Annotated in this window: 20 protein-coding genes and 1 tRNA gene; 5 read left to right on the top strand and 16 right to left on the bottom strand. The window is 64.6% G+C overall.

Going from position 1 to position 26,438, the window contains the following annotated elements:
* Positions 1–14 precede the first annotated feature (14 nt).
* Together ABB55_RS00350 and ABB55_RS00345 are read right to left on the bottom strand one after the other, a co-directional pair.
* Positions 15–1,634: an NAD(P)H-hydrate dehydratase gene (locus ABB55_RS00350; protein WP_083463220.1), complete on the bottom strand. Its 1,620-nt coding sequence runs from the start codon at positions 1,632–1,634 to the stop codon at positions 15–17.
* A 91-nt stretch (positions 1,635–1,725) separates the two neighbouring features.
* Positions 1,726–2,583 (bottom strand): dienelactone hydrolase family protein, encoded by an 858-nt coding sequence (locus ABB55_RS00345; RefSeq protein WP_054357030.1) that lies wholly within the window; start codon positions 2,581–2,583, stop codon positions 1,726–1,728.
* A 470-nt stretch (positions 2,584–3,053) separates the two neighbouring features.
* On the opposite strand from ABB55_RS00345, the gene ABB55_RS00340 reads away from it, so the two are divergent.
* The 3 genes from ABB55_RS00340 (at position 3,054) to ABB55_RS00330 (ending at position 6,271) form a co-directional block, all read left to right on the top strand.
* The gene (locus ABB55_RS00340) at positions 3,054–3,392 is read left to right on the top strand and encodes a P-II family nitrogen regulator (RefSeq protein ID WP_054357029.1); all 339 of its coding nucleotides are present in this window, start codon (positions 3,054–3,056) and stop codon (positions 3,390–3,392) included.
* Positions 3,393–3,488: 96 nt separating this feature from the next.
* The gene (gene glnA / locus ABB55_RS00335; RefSeq protein ID WP_054357028.1) at positions 3,489–4,898 is read left to right on the top strand and encodes a type I glutamate--ammonia ligase; all 1,410 of its coding nucleotides are present in this window, start codon (positions 3,489–3,491) and stop codon (positions 4,896–4,898) included.
* 716 nt (positions 4,899–5,614) lie between these two features.
* Positions 5,615–6,271, top strand: a complete 657-nt coding sequence (locus ABB55_RS00330) for a pyridoxamine 5'-phosphate oxidase family protein (protein ID WP_054357027.1) — start codon at positions 5,615–5,617, stop codon at positions 6,269–6,271.
* 182 nt (positions 6,272–6,453) lie between these two features.
* On the opposite strand, the gene ABB55_RS00325 is transcribed toward ABB55_RS00330, so the two are convergent.
* Together ABB55_RS00325 and dnaE are read right to left on the bottom strand one after the other, a co-directional pair.
* Positions 6,454–7,293 (bottom strand): aldo/keto reductase, encoded by an 840-nt coding sequence (locus ABB55_RS00325; protein WP_054361747.1) that lies wholly within the window; start codon positions 7,291–7,293, stop codon positions 6,454–6,456.
* Positions 7,294–7,334: 41 nt separating this feature from the next.
* On the bottom strand, positions 7,335–10,784 hold the full coding sequence (gene dnaE / locus ABB55_RS00320; RefSeq protein ID WP_054357026.1) for a DNA polymerase III subunit alpha: 3,450 nt from the start codon (positions 10,782–10,784) through the stop codon (positions 7,335–7,337).
* A 635-nt stretch (positions 10,785–11,419) separates the two neighbouring features.
* On the opposite strand from dnaE, the gene ABB55_RS00310 reads away from it, so the two are divergent.
* Positions 11,420–11,494, top strand: a tRNA-Glu gene (locus ABB55_RS00310).
* Positions 11,495–11,734: 240 nt separating this feature from the next.
* Here the strand turns inward: ABB55_RS00310 and ABB55_RS00305 are convergent.
* The 6 genes from ABB55_RS00305 to ABB55_RS00270 form a co-directional block, all read right to left on the bottom strand.
* On the bottom strand, positions 11,735–12,397 hold the full coding sequence (locus ABB55_RS00305; RefSeq protein WP_054357024.1) for a DarT1-associated NADAR antitoxin family protein: 663 nt from the start codon (positions 12,395–12,397) through the stop codon (positions 11,735–11,737).
* A 660-nt stretch (positions 12,398–13,057) separates the two neighbouring features.
* The gene (locus ABB55_RS00295) at positions 13,058–13,873 is read right to left on the bottom strand and encodes an NAD-dependent epimerase/dehydratase family protein (protein ID WP_054357022.1); all 816 of its coding nucleotides are present in this window, start codon (positions 13,871–13,873) and stop codon (positions 13,058–13,060) included.
* Complete coding sequence (locus ABB55_RS00290) at positions 13,870–14,244, bottom strand: MarR family winged helix-turn-helix transcriptional regulator (RefSeq protein WP_244471933.1); 375 nt, start codon at positions 14,242–14,244, stop codon at positions 13,870–13,872. Before ABB55_RS00290 ends, ABB55_RS00295 begins: the two co-directional genes overlap by 4 nt.
* 341 nt (positions 14,245–14,585) lie before the next feature.
* Positions 14,586–15,648, bottom strand: a protein-coding gene (locus ABB55_RS28600; protein ID WP_152981856.1) for an IS630 family transposase whose coding sequence is annotated in 2 segments (ribosomal slippage) — positions 14,586–15,162 and positions 15,161–15,648 — 1,065 coding nt in all. Because the reading frame shifts where the segments join, the coding sequence is not laid out codon by codon here.
* 83 nt (positions 15,649–15,731) lie between these two features.
* The gene (locus ABB55_RS00275) at positions 15,732–16,544 is read right to left on the bottom strand and encodes an alanyl-tRNA editing protein (RefSeq protein WP_054357019.1); all 813 of its coding nucleotides are present in this window, start codon (positions 16,542–16,544) and stop codon (positions 15,732–15,734) included.
* Positions 16,545–16,621: 77 nt separating this feature from the next.
* Positions 16,622–17,719 carry a TauD/TfdA family dioxygenase gene (locus tag ABB55_RS00270; protein ID WP_054357018.1) on the bottom strand — a complete coding sequence of 366 codons (1,098 nt, stop codon included), beginning with the start codon at positions 17,717–17,719 and terminating at the stop codon, positions 16,622–16,624.
* A gap of 132 nt (positions 17,720–17,851) precedes the next feature.
* Between ABB55_RS00270 and ABB55_RS28595 the strand changes: the two genes are divergently transcribed.
* Complete coding sequence (locus ABB55_RS28595; RefSeq protein ID WP_160321135.1) at positions 17,852–20,245, top strand: NACHT domain-containing protein; 2,394 nt, start codon at positions 17,852–17,854, stop codon at positions 20,243–20,245.
* Between the two features lie 152 nt (positions 20,246–20,397).
* Here ABB55_RS28595 and ABB55_RS00265 read toward each other — a convergent pair whose 3' ends face one another.
* The 6 genes from ABB55_RS00265 to ABB55_RS28585 all read right to left on the bottom strand — a co-directional run bounded on the left by ABB55_RS00265 (position 20,398) and on the right by ABB55_RS28585 (position 26,424).
* A complete protein-coding gene (locus tag ABB55_RS00265; RefSeq protein ID WP_244471932.1) occupies positions 20,398–21,474 on the bottom strand; it encodes a tyrosine-type recombinase/integrase in 1,077 nt (358 codons plus the stop codon).
* Between the two features lie 11 nt (positions 21,475–21,485).
* Positions 21,486–22,552 (bottom strand): IS630 family transposase gene (locus ABB55_RS28590; protein ID WP_152981855.1). Its coding sequence is split into 2 segments (ribosomal slippage): positions 21,486–22,066 and positions 22,066–22,552, totalling 1,068 coding nucleotides; the frame shifts between segments, so codons are not numbered across the junction.
* A 398-nt stretch (positions 22,553–22,950) separates the two neighbouring features.
* Positions 22,951–23,298 (bottom strand): ArsC family reductase, encoded by a 348-nt coding sequence (locus tag ABB55_RS00250; protein WP_054361745.1) that lies wholly within the window; start codon positions 23,296–23,298, stop codon positions 22,951–22,953.
* Positions 23,299–23,815: 517 nt separating this feature from the next.
* The gene (locus ABB55_RS00245) at positions 23,816–24,727 is read right to left on the bottom strand and encodes a nucleotidyl transferase AbiEii/AbiGii toxin family protein (RefSeq protein WP_054357015.1); all 912 of its coding nucleotides are present in this window, start codon (positions 24,725–24,727) and stop codon (positions 23,816–23,818) included.
* Positions 24,717–25,328, bottom strand: coding sequence for a type IV toxin-antitoxin system AbiEi family antitoxin domain-containing protein (locus ABB55_RS00240; protein WP_054357014.1), 612 nt, complete (start codon positions 25,326–25,328; stop codon positions 24,717–24,719). The genes ABB55_RS00245 and ABB55_RS00240 overlap by 11 nt, the downstream gene beginning before the upstream one ends.
* Before the next feature lie 112 nt (positions 25,329–25,440).
* Positions 25,441–26,424 carry a DUF4365 domain-containing protein gene (locus ABB55_RS28585; protein ID WP_083463217.1) on the bottom strand — a complete coding sequence of 328 codons (984 nt, stop codon included), beginning with the start codon at positions 26,422–26,424 and terminating at the stop codon, positions 25,441–25,443.
* Positions 26,425–26,438 lie beyond the last annotated feature (14 nt).

Raw genomic sequence — 26,438 nt, 5'->3', positions numbered from 1 at the left:
ATCCCGCGCGGGGGTCAGTCCGTGCCGCCCGGCTCGTCCTCGTCGTGGCTGCCGACCAGGAGGCGGCGCGGCGGCAGGGTCGGGCCCTCGCTGCGGGTCGCGACCGGCGGCGGTTCTGCCGGCGGCAGGGCGGCGCGGCGGTAGAGATCGGCCAGCACCGGCTTCAGTTCGACCGCCAAATCCTCGGCGATCAGGCCCGGCCCGGCCCGACGGCCGCATTCGCCATGCAGCCAGACCGCCGCGGCGGCGGCCTCGAAGCCGGGCAGGCCGCGCGCCAGCAGGCCGCCCGCGATGCCGGCGAGCACGTCGCCCGAGCCGGCCGTGGCCAGATCCGGCGGCGCGTTGTCGTTGATCGCCGCCCGGCCGTCCGGCGCGGCCACCACCGTGTCGGCGCCCTTGAGCACGATGATCGCGCCCGACCGGCGCGCCGCGGCCATGGCCCGCTCGGTCTTCGGCCGGCCGGCCGACTGGCGTTCGCCGAGATCGGCAAAGAGCCGGGCGAACTCGCCCTCATGCGGCGTCAGGATGACCGGCGCGGGCCGCCCGCGGATGCGGTCGAACAGGTCTTCGGGAGCGTCGGCGAAGCTGGTCAGCGCGTCGGCATCGAGCACCAGGGCCGCACGGCCGGCGAGCGCGGCCAAGACCAGGGTCCGCGTGCCCTCCCCGACCCCGGCGGCCGGGCCGAGCACCATCGCATTGCGACGCGGATCGGCCAGCAGCGCGGCGAAGCCGGCCGGATCGGCGAAGGCCTCGACCATCACGGCGGTCAGGTGCGCGGCGGCGACGGTCGCGGCCGCCTCCGGAGCGACCAGCGTCACCAGTCCGGCCCCGACCCTGAGCGCCGCCTCAGCCGACAGCCGCGCCGCGCCGGTGCGCAGCGCCGGGCCGCTCAGCACCAGCGCATGGCCGCGCGAATATTTGTGGTCGTCGAGCCGCGGCGCCGGCAGCCGGTCGAGCCACAGCGGCGGGCCGTTGTGACGCAGCGCCGGGCCGATCTCGCGCAGCGTCCAGTCCGGAATGCCGATATCGGCCGTGATCACCGTGCCGCAATGGGCCCGGCCCGGCATCAGGAGATGGCCCGGCTTGCGCCGGAAGAAGGTGACGGTGGTCTCGGCATGGAGCGCCGCGCCGCAGACCGCGCCGGTGCGCCCGTCGATGCCCGACGGCAGATCGACCGCCACGACCGGCCGGCCCGACCGCTCGACCGCCTCGACCACCCGGCGCGCCTCGCCGTCGAGCGCCCGCGCCAGTCCCGCCCCGAACAGCGCGTCGACGACGACGCCGGCCTGCGCCAACATGGGAACGACCCGATCGCCGTCGAGGGCCTCGATCCCGCCGCGCCAGGCCGCCGCCGCCAGGGCGGCATCGCCGGCGAGCCGGGCGCGATCGCCGAGCAGGGCGAGCCGGACGGCATAGCCGCGCTCGGCCAGGATGCGGGCGGCCACGAAGCCGTCGCCGCCATTGTTGCCCGGCCCGCACAGGACGAGCACGCGCGTCCCGAGGACATGGCGGAACGCGGTCGCGTCCGCGACGGCGCGGCCGGCCCGCTCCATCAGCCGGATGCCGGGCGTGCCGGCATCGATCGTCAGACGATCGGCACGGCCCATCTCGGCCGGGGTCAGAAGTTCGTTCATGGCTGCGGATGGAACCGGATTTCACCGGCGGACGCAACGCCGCTTCCGGCAAGGCCGGACGCCGCGACCTCCCCGCGCGGCGACCGTGCGGTTACTTCCGATGCGCGGCCAGGAAGGCGGCGACGCGCTCGATCGCATCCTTGCGCGCGGCCGGATCGGTGCCGGTATGGGCCGATCCCGTGCCGCTGCCGGTGAAGGCGAGGCCGGCGACGGTGTGGACCTTGAGATCCGGATGGTCGAAATCGTGATAGGCGCCCGGATAGGTGACCAGCGTGACGCGATCGGGATCGCCGGCCGCCAGCCTCCGGCAGGGTTCGGCCGGCGTCCAGTCGTCGGCCTCGCCGATCAGCACCAGGAGATCGGTGCGGCTCGCCCAGCCGCCCCTCTCGGCCTGCACCCGGCAGCCCGGATAGAAGGCGATCGCTGCCCGGAAATCCGGCGCTCCGGGGGCACGGGCGGCCCGGCCGACCGCATTGAGGACCGTGCTGCCGCCATTCGACCAGCCGAGCAGGAAGATGGCCTCCCGGCGCACGTCCGCGCGCCCGGCGAGGTGATCGAGAGCCGCCATGGCATCGCCGATCCGCTCCCGTCCCGCGCGTGCGACCCGATCGGCGTTGCGGCACTGGCTGCCGGCGGCGCCGCGCGAGCCGAAGCTGTCCGGCATGACGACCCAGTAGCCGGCGCCCGACAGGCGCTCCGCCCAGTCCCTGAAGCGGGCGCCGACGCGCCCCTTCCCGTCATAAAGACCGGAGCAGCCGTGCAGCGCGATCACCGCCGGATGCGGGCCGGGCCCGGCCGGCGCCCAGACGAGCGCCCGCAGGGGCGGGCCGGAGGTGCCGGCCGGAATGGTCGTCTCCACGCCGGCCGCTTCGGCGGCACGGCCGGCCGAGACCGAGCCGAGCAGCATGACGGCCGCCGCCAGAAGCGCCGGAATCGGATGGTGGCCCATGGCGCCTTGCTCCCTGTTCGGCCGCGGTCCCTGTTTTCACGACGATCCCCGCCTTGGCCGGTGCGGTCGAGGGTCCGGCGCGAAGGCGCCGACAATGCGGCCCGGCTCTCATCGTCGCGCGCCAGCGACACGAAGTCGCGCCCGCAGCACCCGATCGGGCGTCCAACGGGCCTTGTCTTTTCGCCTTGGCGGGTTTTACCGCCCGCTTTTCCGAGGTCTCGCCCGCGGCTTCGACAAAGATGGCAGGTCGTATGGAATGCGGGCAGCCGGAATGGCGCCTTTTTGTGCAATTGCACATTCCATTGGCGATTGCCCGAACGATATCGGCTTTGCAAAATGACCTGTGGCCCGCGGGACATTGATTTCCCGGCTTTCGCGGGAACACGGTTTCCAATGGCACGCGGCGTGCTAATGACGGGCGCGGGGCCGGTTCAACCGGTCCCTCTCACATCTTCGGAGTGTCGGAGGCAATGAAGAAGATCGAGGCGATCATCAAGCCCTTCAAATTGGACGAGGTGAAGGAGGCCCTCCAGGAGGTCGGCCTTCAGGGCATCACCGTCACGGAGGCGAAGGGTTTCGGCCGGCAGAAAGGCCATACGGAACTCTACCGCGGCGCGGAGTACGTGGTGGATTTCCTGCCGAAGGTGAAGGTCGAGATCGTGCTTCCCGACGAGATGGTCGAGAAGGCGGTCGACGCGATCCGAAAGGCCGCCCAGACCGGACGTATCGGCGACGGCAAGATCTTCGTCTCCAATGTCGAAGAGGCCGTCCGCATCCGTACCGGTGAGACCGGGCTGGACGCGATCTAGTCACCCGCCTGGAAAACCCCGCCGAATTCCCGCCCAACGGCCGGATGTCAAAGGACCCGGCCACAGCCCTGAGAAGTCAAGAAAGGGAACCGTCCCATGAAGACCGCTAAGGACGTCATGAAGTTCATCAAGGAAAACGACGTGAAATACGTCGATTTCCGGTTCACTGACCCGCGGGGCAAGTGGCAGCATGTGACCTTTGACGTCACCATGGTGGATGAAGAGATCTTCGCCGAAGGCACCGCCTTCGACGGCTCGTCGATCGCCGGCTGGAAGGCCATCAACGAATCCGACATGATGCTCATGCCGGATCCGGAAACGGCCACCATCGATCCCTTCTTCGCCCAGACCACCCTGTCGATCGTTTGCGACATCCTCGAGCCGTCGACCGGCGAGCGCTACAACCGCGATCCGCGCGGCATCGCCAAGAAGGCCGAAGCCTACATGAAGTCGCTCGGCGTGGGCGACACCATCTATGTCGGTCCGGAAGCCGAATTCTTCATCTTCTCCGACGTGAAGTATTCGACCTCCCCGTACAAGACCGGCTTCCAGGTCGACGATCCGGAACTGCCGATCAACACCGACACCGACTATGACGGCGGCAACCTCGGCCATCACGTCAAGACCAAGGGCGGCTACTTCCCGGTGCCGCCGATCGACTCCTGCCAGGACATCCGCGGCGAAATGCTCGCCATGATGGCCAAGATGGGCGTCACGGTCGAGAAGCACCATCACGAAGTCGCCTCCGCTCAGCACGAGCTGGGCATGAAGTTCAACTCGCTCACGCTGATGGGCGACCAGATGCAGATCTACAAGTACTGCATCCATCAGGTCGCTCAGGCCTACGGCAAGACCGCGACCTTCATGCCGAAGCCGATCTTCGGCGACAACGGCTCGGGCATGCACGTGCACCAGTCGATCTGGAAGGGCGGCAAGCCGGTATTCGCCGGCAACCAGTATGCCGACCTCTCCGAGACCTGCCTGTACTATATCGGCGGCATCCTGAAGCATGCCAAGGCGCTGAACGCCTTCACCAACCCGTCGACCAACTCCTACAAGCGTCTGGTCCCGGGCTACGAGGCACCGGTTCTGCTGGCCTACTCGGCCCGCAACCGTTCGGCCTCCTGCCGCATCCCCTACACCACCTCGCCGAAGGCCAAACGCGTCGAGATCCGCTTCCCCGATCCGACCGCCAACCCCTACCTGGCCTTCGCCGCCTTGCTGATGGCCGGCCTCGACGGCATCAACAACAAGATCCATCCCGGCCAGGCGATGGACAAGAACCTCTACGACCTGCCGCCGAAGGAGCTCAAGAAGATCCCGACCGTGTGCGGTTCGCTGCGCGAAGCCCTCGAGAGCCTGAAGAAGGATCACGCCTTCCTCACCGCCGGCGGCGTCTTCGATGCGGACTTCATCGAGAGCTACATCGAGCTCAAGTGGGAAGAGCTGATGCGCTACGAGATGACCCCGCATCCGGTCGAGTACGAGATGTACTACAGCGTCTGATCCCGACAGGATCGGCCGAGATCGAGGGGCGCCCGCAACGGCGCCCCTTTTTCGTTTGCACCCCGCAAGCGACGATCCGTCTGCGGCCCCGTCGACCGACGACCGGCGGCCCTGGCGATCTGTGCCCCTGACGATGTGCGGCCCTGGCGATTTGCGGCTTGGAGACCGGCGCCCGCTAAGGTCGAGGCGTCCCGCGACGCCGGGCGGTGGCCCCGGTTCGCCGGGATCGGCCTTGGTCGATTGCCGAAAAACGCGTCTGAACGCGATCAGAAGCGGGCAATGTCAGCCCTGTCATGCCCGGGCTGTTGCCGGGTCCAGACGGTCCAAGGGTTGGCCTTGGCACGGGTCCCCCGGACCAGCCCGGGGATGGCGGAGGGGCGGGTTTGGCGTGTTGTTCAGAAGCCAGCGAGGCGCCCGTCCGGCCGCAGAGCTGGACGGATCGCATCCGCCAGTACGACCGGTCGCGCCGACGCCCGCCCTCGCGCAGTCCCTTTCGAGCCCACCACGAGAGCATCATCCGATCTGAAGGGATCGGATCATGCCCGCAAGCCTCGCTCACCGCCGCCCCCGGAGACAAGGTCGCCCCGGCCCCTGCGACGATCCGCGCCGCGTGGCCGGGAAGTCTTCCCGCCCCGGCGCGATTGCCGCGCCGTTCGGCCCCCGCCAGACTGGCCCGGCAACGACAAGGCGGCACGACCGCCGGGGAGGATATGACGATGCCGGAATTCTACGGCGAGGCGCAGCGCGCCCTGCAAGATCGCTTCGACACCCGCCGCCTGGCCGACCGGCTGACGGCCGCCATCGTCCACGACACCATCCTGGACGACGAGAAGGCCTTCATCGAATCGCGCGACATGGTCTTCGTCTCGACCGTCGGACCCGACGGCCAACCGACCGTCTCCTACAAGGGCGGCGCCCCGGGCTTCGTCCGTGTGCTCGACGAACGCACCGTCGCCCTGCCGAGCTATGACGGAAACGGCATGTTCCTGACCATGGGCAACATTGCGGCGACCGCCAAGGTCGGGCTGCTTTTCATCGATTTCGAACACCCGCACCGCATCCGCCTGCATGGCGAGGCGCGCGTCGCCGCCGACGATCCGCTCATCGCGAGCTGGCCGGGCGCGGACCTCGTGGTCCGGATCGCGGTCACCAATCTCTTCGTCAACTGCCCGCGCTACATCCACCCCCATGTCCAGTCCGCCCGCTCGCGCTTCGTGCCCGCCGCCGACGGGGCGGCGCCGCCGCCGGCCTGGAAGCGGATCGACGCGATCCAGGACGCACTGCCGGCCCGCGATGCCGACGTCGCGGCCCGCGCCGGCGGCGTGATCTCCATGGAGGATTACGGCCGCATCCTGCAGGAGGGTGGCGCCTGACGGTCACCCGATCCGGCGCCGGGATCAGGAGCCGGATCAGGCGTCCCGAACGGGCGCCGGATCCGAAGCCCTGATCGGCAACGCCGGGCACGCAGCCGGTCGCGGCTCCGCCCGCCGGTCACGGCATGCCCTGGTCACAGCAGACCCGGGTCACAGCAAGCCCCGGTCCCGGCAAGCCCTGATCACAGCATCGGCAGGCCCCGGCGGCGCGGTCCCTTCGGGAAGGCGGCGTCGAGCCGGGCTACGTCGTCCGGCGTCAGCACGAGATCGCCGGCGCCGGCATTGTCCTCCGCATGGGCACGGCGGGAGGCCTTCGGGATGGCGAAGACCGACGGCTCACGCGTCAGGAAGGCCAGCGCCACCTGGCGCGGTGTCGCATCGTGACGGGCCCCGATCTCGGCCAGAACGCGGCCGCCACGCGACGCCGCGGCGGGAAAGCCGGGCGATCCGAACGGCGTATAGGCCGTGACCGCCACGCCATGGGCGGCGCACCACGGGATCACCGCATGCTCGATCGCCCGCTCCTCAAGGTGATAGAGGACCTGGTTGCAGGTGATCCGACCCGGGCCGGCGATCGCCAGCGCCTCGTCGAGGTCGTCGACATCGAAATTCGAAACGCCCCAGGACAGGATCTTGCCGGCGGCAATCAGATCCTCGAAGGCGCCGATCGTCTCGGCCAGCGGGACAGACCCACGCCAATGCAGCAGATAGCAGTCGAGGCGGTCGGTCTTGAGCCGGCGCAGCGATCGCTCGCAGGCCGCCTTGGTGCCCTGGAGCGAGGCATTGTGCGGCAGCACCTTGGTGACCAGATAGACCGCGTCGCGCCGGCCCGCGATCGCCTCCGCCACCAGAGGCTCGGCCTCGCCGTACATTTCCGCCGTGTCGATATGGGTCATGCCGAGGTCGAGCCCGCGCCGGAGCGCCGCCACCGCCTCCGCCCGCTCGTCACCGTCGAGCTTCCACGTCCCCTGCCCGATCGCCGCGACCGCCGTCCCGCCGGCCCCGAATGGCTTGACCCGCATGCGCATCCCCTCCTGTCGTCCCGCCGCCGCCTTCGACGCCATCAAACGACCTGAACCTGCACGACCCCCGGCACGGCCTTGAGCGCGCCGGCGACCTGCGGCGAGACGCGCCACTTGCCGGGCAGCTTGACCTCGACCTCGCGCTCGCCCGCCCCGACCAGGAGCACGAAGGAGACCTCGCCCTCCCCGCGCGGCTCAAGCTGCTTGCCGAGGCTTTCGATCGGCTTCGGATCGCGCAGGAAGATCCGCAGGTTTTGCTTCGAACGGCTTGCAATGACTTCGAGCGGTTCGACCTTCTCGATGCGCACGCTGATGCCCTCCGCCCGCTCCTCGGCATTGGCGTAGAGAATGATCGAACGCCCGGTTTCCAGCAGGTCGCGGTAGTTGGAGAGCCCCTCGGAGAAGATCACCGCCTCGTACTGCCCGGTCGGATCGGACATGCGTACGATGCCCATCTTGTTGCCGGTCTTGGTCTTGCGCTCCTGGCGGCTGGTCACCGTGCCGGCCAGCCGCCCGAAATTGCCGCCGCGCTTGACCGATTCCTGGAACTCCGCCCACATCTGGACCCGCTGTTCCTCGAGCACCTTGCGATACTCGTCGAGCGGATGGGCCGACAGATAGAAGCCGATCGCCGCATGCTCGCGCTGCAACTGCTCGGCCGGCGTCCAGCCCTGCTCGGGAAGCCGCAGCGGCTTCTCGGCCCCGCCCCCCGCGAACATGTCGAAATGGCCGTCCTCGCTGTCCTTGCGGACCCGGTTGGCCTCGCCGACGATCTGGTCGAGGCCGTGGAACAGGCGTCCGCGATCCGGCTCCAGGCCGTCGAAGGCGCCGGCGGCGACCAGGCTTTCGAGCGTGCGCTTGTTCAGCTGGCGCGGATCGATGCGCCGCGCGAAGTCGGAAATGTCGCGGAACGGCCGCTCGGTGCGGACGGCGACGAGATGGTCGACCGCCTGGGTACCGACCCCCTTGACGGCGGCGAGCGCATAGATGATCCGCCCCTTGTCCGCATCGAAAGCGGTGCCCGAACGGCGGATGTCCGGCGCCATGACGGGGATCGAAAGCCGCATCGCCTCGCGCCGGAAGTCGCTCAGCTTGTCGGTATTGGACATGTCGAGCGTCATCGAGGCGGCCAGGAACTCGACCGGATAGTTCGCCTTCATCCACGCGGTCTGGTAGGCGACCAGCGCATAGGCGGCCGCGTGGCTCTTGTTGAAGCCGTAGTCTGCGAATTTCGCCAGGAGATCGAAGATGGTATCGGCCTGTTCGCGTGCCAGCCCCTGCTTCAGGGCGCCGTCGACGAAGCGGACGCGCTGGGCATCCATCTCGGCCTTGATCTTCTTGCCCATCGCGCGCCGCAGCAGGTCGGCTTCGCCGAGCGAATAGCCGGACAGCAGCTGCGCGATCTGCATCACCTGCTCCTGGTAGACGATGATGCCGTAGGTCTCCTTCAGCACCGGCTCGAGCAGCGGATGCAGATAGTCCGGCGTCTCCAGACCCTGCTTGCGCGCGCCGTAGACCGGAATATTGGCCATCGGGCCGGGTCGATAGAGGGCGACCAGCGCGATGATGTCCTCGAAACGATCGGGCTTGATGTCCGCGATCGCCTTGCGCATGCCCTGGCTTTCCAGCTGGAACACGCCGACCGTCTCGCCCTTGGCCAGCAGCTGGTAGGTCTTCGGATCGTCGAACGGCAGCGCCGAGAGATCGACCGCGCGGCCATGCTCCTTCAGGACCAGCGCCACCGCGGTCTGCAGCACGGTCAGCGTCTTCAGGCCGAGGAAGTCGAACTTCACCAGCCCGGCGCTCTCGACCCATTTCATGTTGAACTGGGTGACCGGCATGTCCGAGCGCGGGTCGCGGTAGAGCGGCACCAGGTCGTCGAGCCGCCGGTCGCCGATCACGATGCCGGCGGCATGCGTCGAGGCGTGCCGGTAGAGCCCCTCCAGCTTCATGGCGATGTCGAGTAGCTTCTCGACGATCGCCTCCTGTTCGCGCGCCTCCTGCAGGCGCGGCTCGTCGCTGACCGCCTGGGCGAGCGTGACCGGATTGGCCGGGTTCTGCGGCACCAGCTTGGCCAGCCGATCGACCTGACCATAGGACATCTGAAGCACGCGACCGACGTCGCGCAGCACGGCCCGCGCCTGCAGCGTTCCGAAGGTGATGATCTGGGCGACCTGATCGCGGCCGTATTTCTGCTGGACGTAGCGGATCACCTCGTCGCGCCGGTCCTGACAGAAGTCGATGTCGAAGTCCGGCATCGAGACGCGTTCGGGATTGAGGAAGCGTTCGAACAGCAGCGCGAAGCGCAGCGGGTCGAGATCCGTGATGGTTAGCGACCAGGCGACCAGCGAGCCGGCGCCCGAGCCGCGGCCCGGCCCGACCGGGATGCCCTGCGCCTTGGCCCATTTGATGAAGTCGGACACGATCAGGAAGTAGCCCGGGAACTTCATCCTGACGATGATCGAGAGCTCGAAGGCGAGCCGTTCGCGGTAGTCCTCAACGGAAAGGCCCGGCGCGGTGCCGTGAATGGCAAGCCGCTGCTCCAGGCCGGCCTCGGCCTGCGCGCGCAGTTCCAGCGCCTCCTCGCGCTCGGCCGTCTCCGCATCCTGGCCGACGCCGGCGAAACGCGGCAGGATCGGCTTGCGCTTGAGCGGTCGGTAGGAACAGCGCCGCGCAATCTCGATCGTGTTGGCCAAGGCCTCGGGCAGATCGGCAAACAGCGCGAGCATCTCGGCCCGGCTCTTGAACCCGTGCTCCGGCGTCAACCGCCGCCGGTCCTCCTCGGCGACGACCCGGCCCTCCGAGATCGCGATCAGCGCATCATGCGCCTCGAAATCCTCGCGGCTGCGGAAGAAGGGCTCGTTGGTCGCCACCAGCGGCAGACGCAGGTCATAGGCGAGCTCGATCAGATCCGCCTCGATCGCCTGTTCGGCCTCGATCTTGTGGCGCTGCAGCTCGACATAGAGCCGGTCGCCGAACAGCTGCGCCAGCCGCTCGAGACGTGCCCGGGCCAGGTCGGCCCGCCCCTCCGCGAGGGCGCGGTCGATCGGACCGCCGGGACCGCCGGACAGAGCGATCAGCCCCGCGGCATGGTCGCCGATAAAGTCGACCGACACATGCGCATCCTCGGTCCCCTCCGTGCCGAGAAAGGAATGCGACACGATGCGGACGAGGTTCGCCCAGCCTTCCGCCGTCGCGGCGATCAGCACCAGTGCGGGCCGCTTCGGGTTCAAGGCCGTCCGCCGGCCCGGTTCGACCGGCTCGCCGAAATCGACCGCCACCTGGCAGCCGACGATCGGCTGGATGCCCTTCTCGGACGCCTTCTCGGAGAATTCGAGCGCCCCGAACAGATTGCCGGTATCGACCAGCCCGAGCGCCGGCTGCGCATCCGCCTTGGCGGCCTCGATCAGCTTGCCGAGCGGCAGCGCCCCTTCCAGCAGGGAATAGGCCGAATGGGCCCTGACATGGATGAACCCGACTTCCCCGCCCATCCGCCTGCTCCGATACCGCTCTTCGCCACGAGCCCCGAACCGGCCTGCAGCGCCGGCTCAATGCCACCCGGCCGTGGCCATCCGGGCGCCGGCACATTCCGGCCCCTCGAATCGCCGGGCTCCTCATCACCGCCTGCAGCCGAATCGCCGACCGCAAGATCCGGGCGCTCCGCGGAACTCTTCCGCGCAAGGTCCCCGCAAGGCAACGCATCAGTCCCGGTCGTCCCCGTATCGGCGAGGCTTGTGGATAACCGGGCGCTCGGCTATTCCTGTTTTGTTCCGAGCTCAACCAGCATGCAGGATCACGTCGACCCAAACCGCCAGCATGGCCATGAAGGACAGCAGAGCCCCCGCCGACGCCACCTCACGCATGAACATCATCATGTCGACCTCCCGAAACCGGCCGCCAGCGGCCGTTGTCCCCATAATGTTCACTCTTTGTTCTGGCGTCAAGCCCCACCCGTCCACAGGCAACGCAGGTTTATCCACAGGGTCGGTTCGGCGCGTGTGACGCCCCGTCGGCTCAATGCCGGCACCTGGGGGGCGATCGCCTGTTGAAAGATCGAATGAAAGGGATGATCGCCGTCGAAACCGTCTTGTCCAACCGGCCGAAGCCGCCTATACACCGCTCGCCCGCGCCCTTCGTCTATCGGTTAGGACGGCAGCCTTTCACGTTGCAAAGACGGGTTCGACTCCCGTAGGGCGCGCCACGGCACTCAGTTTTCTCTCCGGACCAGCTGGAATCCCGTGCCGACGGACCGCGCGTCCCGGGCGCTTTCACGCTCGGACGGGCTTTTGATCCGCGGGTTTACAGGTCAGTCCCGGATCGCCGGCGCGGATTCTGATCGGGCCCGTTCGGCCCGAGAGGATCGACGGGCCCCGCGGATATCTCTGTTTCCATAACGCTTCCGATCGGCACCGGTCGCACCGGTTCCGGGGACATCGTCACCTCACGCCTGGTCGGCGCTTTCGGCCTTGGTCACCGCGGTGCGGAACGCGGCGAAGGACTTGAGGGCGGAGACGAGAGCGCCGCGCTTGCATAGGGCGACATAGAGCGCGCAGGACTTCGCCTGGCAGTTCAACGAGCGCTCGGGATTGAACTCGATATCGGAAAACCCGGAATACTGAAGAATCGCGTTGCTCTCGGACGGAAGCCCGTTCAGTGCCGTGATGTAGAGCCAATCGTAGAAGACGGTCGGGGGATCGATTGGGTAATCGGTGCCCTGGAGCCGGAATTGGACGAGACGGCCCGATTGACGGAGCCGTTCGTCTCTCTTGGCCGACCGGCTGTCGGTCTCGTAGAGATCCGTATAGGGGCCACCACCGGTAAAGACCTTGCTGCCCTGGAAGGCGCATTCCACGGTCGTGTTCAGTCCACCCATGTCGGTCCTGAGATTGAAGGCACTCAAGGCCCGGCCCACCGCATGATCCGATTGGCCGGAAACCTCGAGAACCGGCGCGATACCGGATAGCTTCGCGGCTTCGTGCAGAGCCAGGACGTTCTTCTTCTTTTGCGTTGACGAGAGTCCGGCATGCCATTTGAAGGCCATGCTGATGGCGCGCACCCCGTGCGGTTCGGTTGGCATCGGCACAAAGATGGGACGCTCAGCCATCACCCTATGTCCTTGTCCGGTTTAACGAAATCATGCCAACGGCCCAGGATGCTGACGCATCGGACCGTTGAAGCAAAGCGAATTTCTCATAGGCGACAGAGGCATGAGAAATTCGCGTATCGAATACCGGCGATCATTTTCAATGACCGTCGGTATCAGGCCCGCCCTCGGCCGGGCAACCGACCGACGATCGGCGCCGATGGGGACGCTCCCGGCCCTCCGAACCGACCCTATCTCAGCGACATGGGCCCGTCTCGACAGCGCGCGGCTTGCCCGGCCGCGCGCCCTCCCCGGCGATCCCGAACGACTGAATTCCGATCGTCAGGCGCAGCACCAAGGAATTCGGGCCGACCGGGCGCGGGCGTAACCTCAGCGCCGACACCGGCCTCGTCTGCGTGTCGGCGCCATCGGCGGCGGCGCCCCTGGCCCCAACCCCGCGGCCGCCGAGCCCATCGCCTGGACCGCCTCGAAGGACCGACGGGGCGATCATGGTGCCGAGGTAGGCCGGCAGCGACCGTTCCGAACGTGCGCCCATCATCTCGAGGCCTTGCCGGCGAAGCTGGCGGCAGTCTGCGCCTTCAAACCGGGTCATACGGCGGACTGCTCCCCGGACGCTCCGAATGGAACTGGCCGTCCGGTGGGGTCCGCACCTTCAATGGTTCAAAGAAAGCCGTCTTGAGCGGCCTGGTAGACCGTCCTCACGGTGGGGGCGAAGCCCAGACGGCGCGCGAGTGCCGTGTCGACCTGCAGCGCCCAAGGGGCGGCAAGCGGCTCCGCAGAGGCGTCCATGGCGCCGCCGCCGAGCGCGATCAGATCGAGCATGGAGGCCGGCAGATCGTCGGCGATGTTGACCACACGACCGTCAAAGCGCCCGTCGAGTGCCAGGACCATGGCCGTGGCGATGTCGCGATGTTGAATCGTGCTCATCCGCATCGCCGGATGCCAGCCGGCGCCCGCAGCATGGCCCGGCAATGCCGCGAGGTGCCCGTCACCGTCCCCATAGACGAACGGAAAGCGCACGACCGACCATGCCAGACCGCTTTCCCGCAAGGCCTGTTCGGCCGCGACCTTGCTCGCCGGATAGGCCTGGGACGGATTGACACGGTCGTCCTCCCGGCCGGGCCGCGCCTGATCCTTGGCATAGACGTTGCTCGTACTGGCCAGGATGACTCGGGCCTTGGGCGCATGGCTTTCGACCGCGGAAATCAGGCGGCGCACGCCATCGAGGTTGCTCTTCCAGATCAGCGCCTCGTCCGGGGTGCGGAAGACGGCCGCGAGGTGGATCACCGCCGATATCCCGGCAAGCGCCGACGCGAGCGCGGCGGCATCGAAGAGGTCGCCGTCGACAGGCTCGGCGCCGGCCGGAACGGTCTTGCCACCGCGTACCAGCGCCCGGCAGTCATGGCCGGCCGCCAAAAGACGGGGCAGCAGGCGCTCGCCGACGAGGCCGGTCGCCCCGGTGAGAAGAATGGTCATGAGATCTCTCCCTTGTCGATGAAGGCATCGAGCCGTTCGGTCGCGATCCGCAGGACCCGCACCGCGATCTCCCGCTCCGCGTCGCTGATGCCCGCGAAGGCGGCCTCGTTGATGATCGCGGAGAGGTCGGGAAGCTGCGCCCACAGCGCGGATCCGGCCGGGGTGATGTGCAGGAGCTTGCGACGCTGGTCCGCCGGGTCGATGACCTGCTCGACCCACCCTTTCCGAACCAGGACACCGACGATGACGGTCAGGGTCGCGCGCTCGATCTGCAGCAGCCGCACGAGGTCGCGCTGCAGGGTCGGGCCGTGATGGACGAGCTGGTGGAGGATGTACCATTGCGTAGAGCCGAGATCGAACGGCCGCAACATGGCTTCCATCGCGGCCCGGCCCGCGAAGTAGCAGCGCTTCGCCCAGGCTCCGACCGCACCCTGACGACTTTCGAATATTTTGTTAGGCATCTAGCTTATATGCTAGAGAGCTAGCAGTCTGTCAACCGCGGGATGCCCGGTGTTTGGAGCGGCTTGGCGCCTGGAGCGGCCTGGCGAGGCGCCCGGGATTTCGGCGGTGCGCGCGAGGACGGCCGGGAGCAGCTTGAGCCGGCCCGGTCGGGAGTGGGTGTCGGACCGGTCGCTCCGGAAGCAGATTCGGAGAGTAATCGTTCGATAGACAATCGGTTTCTTTAGAAATCGTATAATACCAACGGCCCTCATTATTGACCGATGTGAGCCCAGTCTCGCATTCCGATGGACGTGATCACGGCTGGGGCTGCGGTGAGGCTTTTCCATGCGTCGCAGGCTGCCTCGATGATGTCGGGGTAAGCGTCGAAGACGCGGTTGGAGAGCCAGTTTGCCCTGAGGTACTGCCAGACGTTCTCGACCGGGTTCAACTCGGGAGAGCGCGACGGCAGCAGGATCAGGGTGATGTTCTTCGGGACCCGCAGTTTGTCGGTCGTGTGCCAGCCGGCGCGGTCGAGCAGCAGGACGGCGTGGGCGCCGCGGGCCACGGTGCGGCTGATCTCGTCGAGATGGGCCTGCATCGCGGCGGTGTCGGCGAAGGGCATCGCAAGAGCCGCCCCGACGCCGCGGGCCGGACAGATGGCACCGAACAGGTAGGCGCTTTCGTAGCGCTGGTCGGCCGGTTGACGAGGCCGCGTGCCGCGCCTGGCCCATTGCCGGACGAGGCCGTTCTTCTGCCCGATCCGGGCTTCATCCTGGAACCAGATCTCCACCGGCTTGCGCTTGCGCACGTGGCCGAGATGGGCCTTCAGCGTTGCGGGGAAGTTTTTTGAAAGCCTCCATGGTCTCGGCCTTCTGGCCGGGATGGCGAGGCCGCGCGCTGATGTGGGAGAAGCCGATCTGCTTCAGGAGCTTGCCGATCGTACGCTCGTGATAGACGACGCCGAAGCGCTCTTCGATCACCCGTTTGAGATCGATGCGCCGCCAGCGTACGACCCCATCCCTGGCGCGGTCGGGGCCGGTCTCGACGATCTCGCCGAAGGCCCGAAGCTGCTCGGCCGTCAGCCGAGCGACGCCGCCCTTGGCCCGAATGTCCTTCAGCCCGTCAGGCCCCTGTTCGTTGAACCGGTGCACCCAGTCGCGCAGCGTCTGCCGATCCATGCCGCCGATGCGCGCTGCCTGCTCGCGATCCATCCCGTCGAGAACCGCCGCCAGCGACAACAGCCGCCGGCTCTGGTTCGCGTGCCTCGAACCGGCGGCGAGGCGCCGGAGATCCGAAGCCGTGTAGTCCGTCCGAAGCTTCACCGCAGCAGCCATGGCGCGAATCCTCCTCGCGCCAGGGAATCACCTCAAAGCCGAATCGGGGATCCCGAGAGAGTCTCAGTTCGCGGCCGTTGGTATTAGTCGGCAAAAGCCGAAAGATCGACATGGCTCGAAACTCGGAGATGTTTGTCGCCGAACCAATACATCCATGTCGGAGTGCGGCGGGCCGATATCTGGACCTCCATGTCCTTCGACTGCGTCCACTTTGTGAATTCAAAAGGACCGATTTCGCGCGTCGATTTCGCGTGGGAGCCGGAGCAAGGGTTCGCGTCAATCCCAGCGATTTCGACGATGCGGATTTTGCCGGTGAGACCAAGGTCAGAATCCACGCGCCAATGACGGAACCTTCCCGCCGCGTCAGCAACAGATTTAGCCGAAACGACTGAGATGGAAGCGTCGCGGAGCACGAAGTGCCGGGTGAGGCAATCCACCGACGACATCAGTTCGTCCGTGACCGCCGTCGAGGTCTTGAACTTCACCGAGACGGTGACCCCATCGTCGGCGATCAACGCCCCCTTGCTGTCGAAGTCCGCGAGCACATGGCGCGCGGCGGCCATCATGAGGTGCGTGAGGCTGTGGGATCGGGACAAGGCCGCGCGGCGAGGTGCATCCACTTCGAGGAGCGCCATGTTCCCGATCTCGACGTCGCCCACGCGAGTGCGGTCGACAATAACCCACGTCTCGCCACCCTCCTTGACTACGTTCAGAACGTTCGACGTCTCGTTGCCGATGCTGATGGTCCCACGGTCATGGGGCTGGTCGCCGCCCGCCGGGCGGAAGATGTTCTGGCCGAAGGCGATCGCGGTCCGATGGGCGCTCTCGAACTTCATCGCGCGGATCGTGGTCGGATGAACCGTAAGGTCGGGGTACTGATTGAAGATGTTGGTCATGGACGGAGTCCTTTCTGAATTTGGAATGCGAGGGGCGCGCGCGACCGCCGGCGCTTGCGCCGACGGTCGCTTTTCCGTCAGTCGATGAGATAGCGACCGCCGAGAGCTTCAGCGGGCGCGAGGTAGACCCGCACGTAGTAGCGGTCCGATCCATCGAAGTTCGCTGCGTAGGCGCGCCGGCGATGCATCATCCGGGTGTTCGAGTAGATCAGCAGGTCGCCGGGTTCCGAGTGGATTTCCATCACGGACTTCGTACCGGCAACGATCTGATGGAACTTATCGAGCGCGGCCTGGGCATTCGCATCCGTGCTGCTGATGTTCGCGGCATGATAACGGGAGTGCATTCGTCCAAGAGAATCCGGCACCAGGACCGGCACGCCCGCCACCGCGATCTGGCCACCCTTCTGGTGGCTGTCCGGCCAGCGCACATCAAACACGGGCGCTTGGAGAATGCGCGCGGGCTCGGGTCCGTGCGACGCGTCCAGTTCCGGGAGGATATCGTCGAGCGCCGCCGTCTCCATCGGGACGTCTCGGCGAGGGCGGATGCACACGAACGCCTGATAAGGGTTCATGAATGGTGCACCGGGTTCGAACCAAGCCTCATGGATCATGGCCTGGTTGGCATTGTCGTTGTGCATCCCGAGGTCGTTCGCCGAACCTTGGCTCGATGCCTTACCCTTCAGCTCCGCCACAGGCACGACAGCACGGAGGATCAGGCCGCGGTTCTCGGTGCCGTAGGCGAAGGGAACCAGATTTGCCGCCGACCCAAGCAAGGCGACCAAAAAACCGGTCTGCGGACGGACATCGGGCTCGAAAACCATGCCGTTGAGCGGCGTGGCGATCAGCGGGCACGGACGCGGGAGGCCCTTGATGATGATCTGCGGGACGGCCTTGCGGCTCAACGCCCGCACGATGTCATAAGTTGACGGGAGGTGCTTCTGGACAATGGCCGCAGCCTCAAGGCCGAAAGCCGTGGTTTCGGCGTCGATCTGGCCGAGGGAGGAGAGGGCTTGTGCGGCGCAGAAGGCTCGCTCCTCCTCGTTCTCCGGCAAATGAACGGTCGCGCTCTTGGCGTTGCCGGCCTTCGAGAACTCAAGTCGGACAGAAGGTTCGGTGAACTGCTTAGTGCGGCGTTTCGGCTTCGGCCGGGACATCAGGCGGTCTTGACTGGGCATTACCAACTCCCTTGTTGAAGTCGGTCTGCCAAGTCTCATACTTTACGCGAAACGGGTTGCTGGTGGATGGAAATGGTTGGAAATGCTGAGATCCGCGCTGGGCTCCTTTTCGGGGCGCTCTTGCGGGAGCTGATGAACGCCGGCTACAGGCCCGGTGAAAAGCGCGTCGAACAATCGGCCGGGCCTGGCGGACAGGCTCTGGTCATAGGTCGGCCCTGGGGCAAAAAGGAATTGGCTGACGCGCTGCGGATGACTCCGCGGCAGGTTCAGAACTGGCTTGACGACGAGAGTTTGCCGGAGATCAACGGCGACGCGCTGCTTACTCTGGAGCGCGTGTTCTTCGGATCGAACCAGCGTTACATGCGAGACATCCGCATCGAGCTCCGGCGGGCACTTGACCGCAGCCATCAAATCCGACGCAGTTCCAAGCCAGACAGACCGGCTCCGTCCACATTGAACAGCGACTGGGACAAGAACCACAAGCGCCTAACTGGCCTTCTCGATGCCCCGGTCCCGGGCGACTCGGTCCCGTCAAGCCGAATCTATGTGTCAATCAGAGCCCGACATGAGGAAACTTGGGATCGTCTCCCAGCACAGTACCGAAATGAAGAAACGAGGGATCAGGATGGGTATCGCCGGAAACTCACATCCATTGCCGTTGACCTAGAGGCTAGCCTTCTTGAATGGCTTTACGGCGAGATCGAGAGTTTTGATGCGGTCCGGCTCATTCGAAGCGGACCTGGCGGCGGAAAATCCACTGCCGCGCGGCATCTCGCGAAGACGGTAATCGAACGAATTGGCGAGTGGAAGGTCGGATATCCCGGGGTTAGCTACGTACTGTTCATCCCATTGCAACATCTGGACGCGGGACAACGAGACCTACCCACGAGCCTTAGCGCATACCTGACGGGGATTGCAGGATTCCAACTTAGCCCCCTGAGCAATCCCAGCATGTTCAGACGTACATCCCGACTGCTCATTATCTTGGATGGTCTTGATGAGATTGGCCCAGCAACCGAGGCTAATCTAGAAGCGCTGAGACTTGTCACCTCACTTCAGAAATGGCTGGGCGCAGTGAATGCGGAAGAGACAAGGATCACTGCGGCAGTCTTTGGTCGCGACGCCTCAATGCAGCATGTCGGCCGACATACGCCTCTTGCGCCGCACCAGACCCTCCAGCTCCTCCCCTATCGTGTGCGGGACCCGACTATCCGCGGTCAGCAGGAACTCATTAGCGCTGACCAAAGGTATGTATGGTGGCGTCTTTGGGCGAAAGCAAAATCACTTTCGACTGACCCGCCACGAGCCCTGAATGTGCCCGCTCTGTCAGAACTGACAGATGATCCTCTACAACTCTTTCTTCTTGCGAGTACCGGGGCCTATGCTGACGAAAGGGTTCTCGAGGGGCGTCGCACGGACTTTTTTCACTTAGTACGCGATAGAGTTATCACCAACTGGCACAACCGGGTGGGACGAGTTGCTGCCGAATTCGGGCCGAACGACAGCATCGTGCGCTTGCTGGAGGCCGTGGCGATCGCGGCTTGGCGCGACGGCGGACGTGTGACGACAATTGGCAAAATACTCGAATACTGCGGCGAAGACACAACACTGACAGCGGCGTTAGGAAGATTGGTGGAATCGCAAGACATCGGACGAGCGATGCTGATGTTCTATACTCGCGCCAAAGCACCTCTCGAAGGAGGAGACGGAGTCGAGTTCACTCACAAGTCGCTATGTGACTTTATGATTGCATGTACGCTAGCGCGTCGCACTTTGATTGCTATTCGTCAGGTCGGAGCCGGTTCGCCAATCACTTTTGACGCGTGGGCCGACCTTTTTGCAGATGGCCAAATGTCTGACGAAATCGCCCACTTGACGAGGAATGAGATCGAACGCGCGTTCAAAGGCTTCGACGGCTCGCCAAGCATTGGACCCTTATGGTCGGGAGTTATGAACACCCTTCCAGCAAGCTGGGCCAATGCCCGTGAACACGGCTGGGGACGCGACGAAACGGCGATTGCAATGCTGGCCTTTGTGCGCAGCCTTTTCTTCAAGAAGTATCTGCTAGAACCTGTTTGGATACATGCAGAGACGCCTAGGGTAGTGATCGGTCGAATCAGCCAACTAGCGTCCTCATCGGAGTGGTATTGGCGTTATCCGTATCGGTCTTTTGTTCCAAAGGTGGCGAACAGCTGGGTACGCCAACTTCATCACGTCGACTTCTCCGCGCAACAATTGTTTTCTATGTCGTTTATACAGCTTGATTTGTTCGGCTGTTCGTTCGATAGGGCTAACTTGTCAGCCTCACGTTTTGTCGATTGTATCCTATGTTCCGTGCAATTCAAAGGAGCCGATCTTCGAGGCACTACCTGGGATGGCACTAATGTTTCAGGGGCGAACTTCGCTGGAGCCGATATTCGAGGTGCTGACTTTAGATTTGCCAACGGTCTGGTCGCACACCAGTTCGAGGCGGCCACGCGCGATAGTACTACGCTTCTGCCCTATCTGGGCCGGGATTGGCGCTAAATGCCCCGGCGCAAGCGCAAGCGGGCATCTGCTGATGAACGTAATGTAGGCTCTCCATCATCGGCTTCAGCACTCGCTCCGGGCACGCTCCGCAGCCTCGTTGCCATTAATGTTTAGAGATGGCCTGAAGCAAGCGACTGTTGAAGCGGTTGCTACTGACCAAGGGTGGATGTCGTGGGCAAACTCGGCTTGGCCCGAAGCATATCTCCGACCTGTTCCAGCCCGGCGCGCAGCGGATCGTCGAGCAAATGGGCGTAGCGCTGCGTGGTCTGAACCTGAGTGTGGCCAAGAAGCTCGCCGATCATCGGCAGCGTCATGCCGCCTGAAACTAGCAGCGACGCGAAGGTGTGGAGTAGATCGTGAATACGGACGGCGGGCAGTTCGGCCTTCGCCCGCACATCTTCCCAGAACCGCTTGATGTCCTGAAGCGGCTTTCCTTTGGCATCGCCCGGAAACACCCACTCGCAATCTTCGGGCAAGCGCAGCCGGATCGTGCGCAGCAGCGCGGTGGCGGAAGCGCTGATCGGCGCGCGATGCAGGCGGCGCTGCTTCGTGGTGGCCGCGGGTTTGATCCAGACGGCGGCTTCGAGATCGAATTGGTCCCACCGCGCGCCCAGCACTTCGCCGCGTCGCGCGCCTGTCAGCAGGATCAGGCGCGCTGCATCAGCGGCGCGCCGGTTCGGATGGGAGTCGAGCGCGGCGGACCGCCGCCCGATTTCATCGGTTGAGAGATAGCGGTCCCGAGGCGCTTCGGCATTCCGGGCAAAACCGGCGGCTGGGTTGTCGGTGCGGATACGCCAGCGGATCGCAAGGTTGAACATCTTGCGCAGGATTTCGCCGACGCGGTTGGCCCGCACCGGCGTCGGCTTTCGGCCTCGCTTTCCCGGAGTGCCACCGGCGATCTGGCGCAGAAGCCGATCAACATTATCAGGCTGGATCTCCGCCGCCTTGCGCGGACCCCAGGCCGGTTCGACCAGCTTGCGCAGCATCGAAGCCTGATCGTCCCGGTTCCGCTTTGCGAGCTTGGCGGCATGTTCTTCCAGATAGCGGTCGATGAGCTGCCGGACGTTCGGCGACTCGCGAGCCTCGTCCCGTTCGGCCATCGGATCGCGACCCTGGTCGATCTCGCGCTTGAGGCGCTTGGCCTGTTCCCGGGCAGCGGTGACCGACCAATCCGGCCATACGCCGATGGTCAGGCGGCGCTCCCGCGCCTCGATCCGATAGGTCATACCAACGGCCCTCATAGTTGACCGATATGAGCCCAGTCTCGCATTCCAATGGATGTGATCACGGCTGGGGTTGCGGTGAGGCTTTTCCAGGCGTCGCAGGCTGCCTCGATGATGTCGGGGTAAGCGTCGAAGACGCGGTTGGAGAGCCAGTTTGCCCTGAGGTACTGCCAGACGTTCTCGACCGGGTTCAACTCGGGAGAGCGCGACGGCAGCAGGATCAGGGTGATGTTCTTCGGGACCCGCAGTTTGTCGGTCGTGTGCCAGCCGGCGCGGTCGAGCAGCAGGACGGCGTGGGCGCCGCGGGCCACGGTGCGGCTGATCTCGTCGAGATGGGCCTGCATCGCGGCGGTGTCGGCGAAGGGCATCGCAAGAGCCGCCCCGACGCCGCGGGCCGGACAGATGGCACCGAACAGGCAGGCGCTTTCGTAGCGCTGGTCGGCCGGTTGACGAGGCCGCGTGCCGCGCCTGGCCCATTGCCGGACGAGGCCGTTCTTCTGCCCGATCCGGGCTTCATCCTGGAACCAGATCTCCACCGGCTTGCGCTTGCGCACGTGGCCGAGATGGGCCTTCAGCGTTGCGGGGAAGTTTTTTTGAAAGCCTCCATGGTCTCGACCTTCTGGCCGGGATGACGAGGCCGCGCGCTGATGTGGGAGAAGCCGATCTGCTTCAGGAGCTTGCCGATCGTACGCTCGTGATAGACGACGCCGAAGCGCTCTTCGATCACCCGTTTGAGGTCGATGCGCCGCCAGCGTACGACCCCATCCCTGGCGCGGTCGGGGCCGGTCTCGACGATCTCGCCGAAGGCCCGGAGCTGCTCGGCCGTCAGCCGAGCGACGCCGCCCTTGGCCCGAATGTCCTTCAGCCCGTCAGGCCCCTGTTCGTTGAACCGGCGCACCCAGTCGCGCAGCGTCTGCCGATCCATGCCGCCGATGCGCGCTGCCTGCTCGCGATCCATCCCGTCGAGAACCGCCGCCAGCGACAACAGCCGCCGGCTCTGGTTCGCGTGCCTCGAACCGGCGGCGAGGCGCCGGAGATCCGAAGCCGTGTAGTCCGTCCGAAGCTTCACCGCAGCAGCCATGGCGCGAATCCTCCTCGCGCCATGGAATCACCTCAAAGCCGAATTGGGAATCCAGAGAGAGTCACAGTTCGCGGCCGTTGGTATAATATACTAATTTAAGACATGTTGACCGGCGCTCATGATAATTTTTACTATCATATTTATAAAATACGACTTCATTTTAAAAGTTTGCCGCGGTGCGCAGCGCCGATCTGCGGGTTTTTGAAATGCTGCCCGTCTTCCTGCCAGTCAAATGTATGGTCCGGCTGCGATTTGGTCCGCCTGGGCCTGCTGGCGAACACCGACGGCGCAAGACCGCCGAGCCTCGAAGGTCCGACCGTCTGCAACCCCGTCTTGGTCTCGGTCGACGGGTCCCGCCGGCCTTCGGCCGAAAGACCGCGGTCGCGGCGTGCCTCCATTCACCCGATGAGGCGCGAATAGGTCTCGGGCTTGAAACCGACCAAAATCTCGGCCCGGCGCGTCAAAACGGGCCGTTTGATCAACGACGGATGCGCGACCATGAGAGCGATAGCCTTCGCCTCGGTCAGGTCCTGCCGATCGGCCTCGGACAGCTTCCGGAACGTCGTGCCGGACGTGTTCAGGAGCGTCTCCCAGCCGACGGCCGCCGCCCAGGCCGAAAGACGATCCGCCGTCACGCCTTCGACCTTGTAGTCATGGAAGACGTAGTCGATGCCTTGCGCCTCAAGAAACGCGCGCGCCTTCTTCATCGTGTCGCACGCCTTGATGCCGAATATCTCCACCACCATCGGGATCTCCGAGCCGGTCTTGCGGGGCACGTCACCGGTGACCAGGATCAAGAATAGCCGATCCGCAGGAGACCCGATTCCCCGACAGCGGGCAAACGGGCGCGCCATGATGACGAAACCCTCCCGATCGAACGCGCGCAACGCCGACGACCCCGCACCCCCCAACACTCAGCGCCGACCTTGGGCTGTGAAATCGAACCCCGCTGCATCACCCGATGTTGGAAGTCCTGGCAATGAGATCAGGGGGCGTTATTCCCACTCGATAATTAACCGGAGCGGTAAGGATTTGAATTTTCAGAGAGTGTAAAACGGAGAAATAGGCAATTACCGTCAGATATACCGTCTGAATCGCACGCAATTGATTTTCCACAATAAATGTGTCGCGGTGCGCGGCGTCGATCTGTACGTTTGCATTATATACGAAGCGCGGGAGAAATAGCTATGCCCAATCGCAAAAGCTCGCGATTGACTGAGATAGATAACGACGTCGTGTGCGCGTTCCTCGCTGTTCTGCAGGCTACGCATTCGATGCACTCCAGCCCTCACCGGGCTTCCAACGCTCATCTCTTTCAGCAGGCTCGATCAGGGGAAGCAGAAATCCGGCGAGGCCGGACACGACGGCAGCCAGCTCCGTCGGCGCCGCGGCCATTCGCTCTCGCCCCAGGAAGGCCTTCCATTGCCGCCCCCAGGCATCGGCGTAAGCGTCACTCAGACCGATCGGCTTCTCGGTTGGAAGCCTGGTCTCGCGTCGCGCAAAGGTCTGACGAACAGCCTCTGCAAGCGATGCCCGATCAAATTCGAACGTCTGCGCGATCAACCAGAGATCGTAGAAATCCTTCAGCCGGCTGTTCGCAATACCGAGTTGGACGAGCGCCTGGAATTTCTCGGCAACCACCGTCGTCACCGGATAAGCGCGCAGGCGGGGTGCTGGCGCGTCGAGCAGTGGCGGATACACGATCTCGACGGGTCCCGGCGTGACGGCGTCACCAAAGCCGATGTCGACCTGGATCGGAACGCGGGCGCCTGCGATCGACGCGGAGGTGCGCACGCGGATGCCGCCGTATTCAACGTCTTCCCGGATCGGAACAGCCGTGATCGCTCCGATATCGAACTCCACGCCATCATCATCGACCGGTTGCCCACAGATCTCCCGAAAGACCCCGCCGATCGCGTCCGGGCTGTTCTCGCCATAGCCAAGGAAATCGAGATCGCGTGTCGGCCGGAACGGGTCTTCCACCCAGGTCACGAACAGCATCGCCCCTTTCAGAACGAAGCGGTCGCGATGGGGTGATTGGCTCAGTCGATAAAGAAGCCGCTCCAGCGCATAGCGCGTCAGCAAAATCTGAAAATCCGTGCGTTCGACGCGAGACCGGTCGAGCAGACGAGCCCGGACCGAAGCGCCGACGTTTTTCCTGGGTTCACGCGCCATCGGACACCATCGCCTCCACATAGGGCTTCATGGTCGACCAGATCTTGCCTTTCGTCCCATAAGTCCATAGCTGGTCGCTCGTGACTTTCCGCTGTCGAAGTCCCTCACGCAGGCCCTCCAGAGCGACGTCCAGTCCGACCTTCGCCCGGTAGCGAAAGCAATCGACGATTGTCCGCGCCGGATTAGTGACTGCCACCTCGACGCCTTCGATGGAGTGCCGCTCGACACCCTCTGTCAGCGAGGGGCCGGTGAAGCGCACAAAGCGAATGGGTGGATAGTCGATCTTGGGACGCCAAGCGGTGCGATCGATGGCCATCCAAACGGCCGACGGCATTTGCAGAGTCAGCTCATGGAATTGCAGCGCCGAGATCAGGCAGATGACGCCTTTGGGAATGAGTGCCGACGCTTCAGCAAGCACACGGGCGGCATCGCCCGGGCTATCCGCGAGCTGATAGAGACCGCGCGCGGGGCGAACGACCGCCCCGTCCCGGACAAGACGCGCCAGCGTTTCCGGGCCGATGCCGTGGGCGGCAAAGTCCTTCAGCCGCATCATCGGGCACGTTTTCAGCAGCTTGAGCGCTTGAGCGCGTTGAGAATCCATGGCCGTAGCGATGTGATGTTTCCTCGGCAAGTTTAAGAGACAGCAGAGGTTCTATCACAACGCCAAGAAAAGACAAAATGGGGCACTGATTCCTCTGCGCTCGCAAGCCCTTTCAATGTCGTTTGCCTGTATCTCGACGCCAGAAGCCCCACCAAACTGGATCACGCCGATACCACTCAAATAGCGCCCCTGCAATTTGGCGAACTGAAGGGGCAAACCTGTCATTGTCACGAATAACGGAAGGAATTCGCAGGCTTTCTGAGCTCTTACCAAAGAGCGGCATTAAGCTGTAACCAACGCTAGGCCGATCGAAGTCACCGTCGGGCAACATCGAAAGTAGTTTGGAAATTTCGTCAACGTTAAAGGTCAAAACCTTTGCGATCGCTGGAGCACGAACTTCTTCGGGAATCTCGTTGGAATAATAACCGATATCGTCGTGACCTAGCAGCTTTGCTAGGGCAATGGGAAGGCTGAGTGTCAGTTGCTCAACCGGCTTCGACTTAAATGCCTCGATCAGACACTCCCATGCCGCAGCCTCGCGATAGTAGCGCGCTCGGATGGCGCGAACACCAATGTCATGTGTCTCAATGTCCCCGCCCATGACCCACGTGCATAATCGTTCAAGGGGAACGCTCGGTGGCTCCCCAAGAAGCGTCGGAACCAAAATCGACGCGAAATCTGTTTGGTTAAACTGATTCCAAAGCCCCTTTGCGAACGTAAATGTGGTCCCCTTCTTGGGATTTGCCACTCGAAATTCCCGAGCGGCGGTTTGCAAATCTATCCACCAGGCCGATTTTTCAGCTGGGTCATAGACCACGCCAAGCGTTACAAGGTCATGTTCAGCCCAGAAATAGATGTGAGAGGCTGTCGCAGGCAAACCACAGGTCGTTGGCGAAACATAGCTAACGCCGGACTTGATCTGAAGCGCGACTTCGCGTGGGCGAACCTCACCATTCACAACCAGCATCATCGTGGCGTCATGTCCAAAATCGTGCTGCAGGTTGATTTCTTTCAGCAGGCAGCCCGCTCCCTCCACGACATCGCGCACATAGTTTACCCCGGCACGCTCAGTAACGAGGTTTCCGCGCGTTCTCATTGGACATACCGAAC

This window comes from Prosthecodimorpha hirschii (assembly GCF_001305515.1).
In the GTDB taxonomy this organism is placed as follows: domain Bacteria; phylum Pseudomonadota; class Alphaproteobacteria; order Rhizobiales; family Ancalomicrobiaceae; genus Prosthecodimorpha; species Prosthecodimorpha hirschii.
The sequence above is the reverse complement of the archived record's forward strand: the minus strand, read 5'-3'. Positions and strand labels throughout refer to the sequence as shown.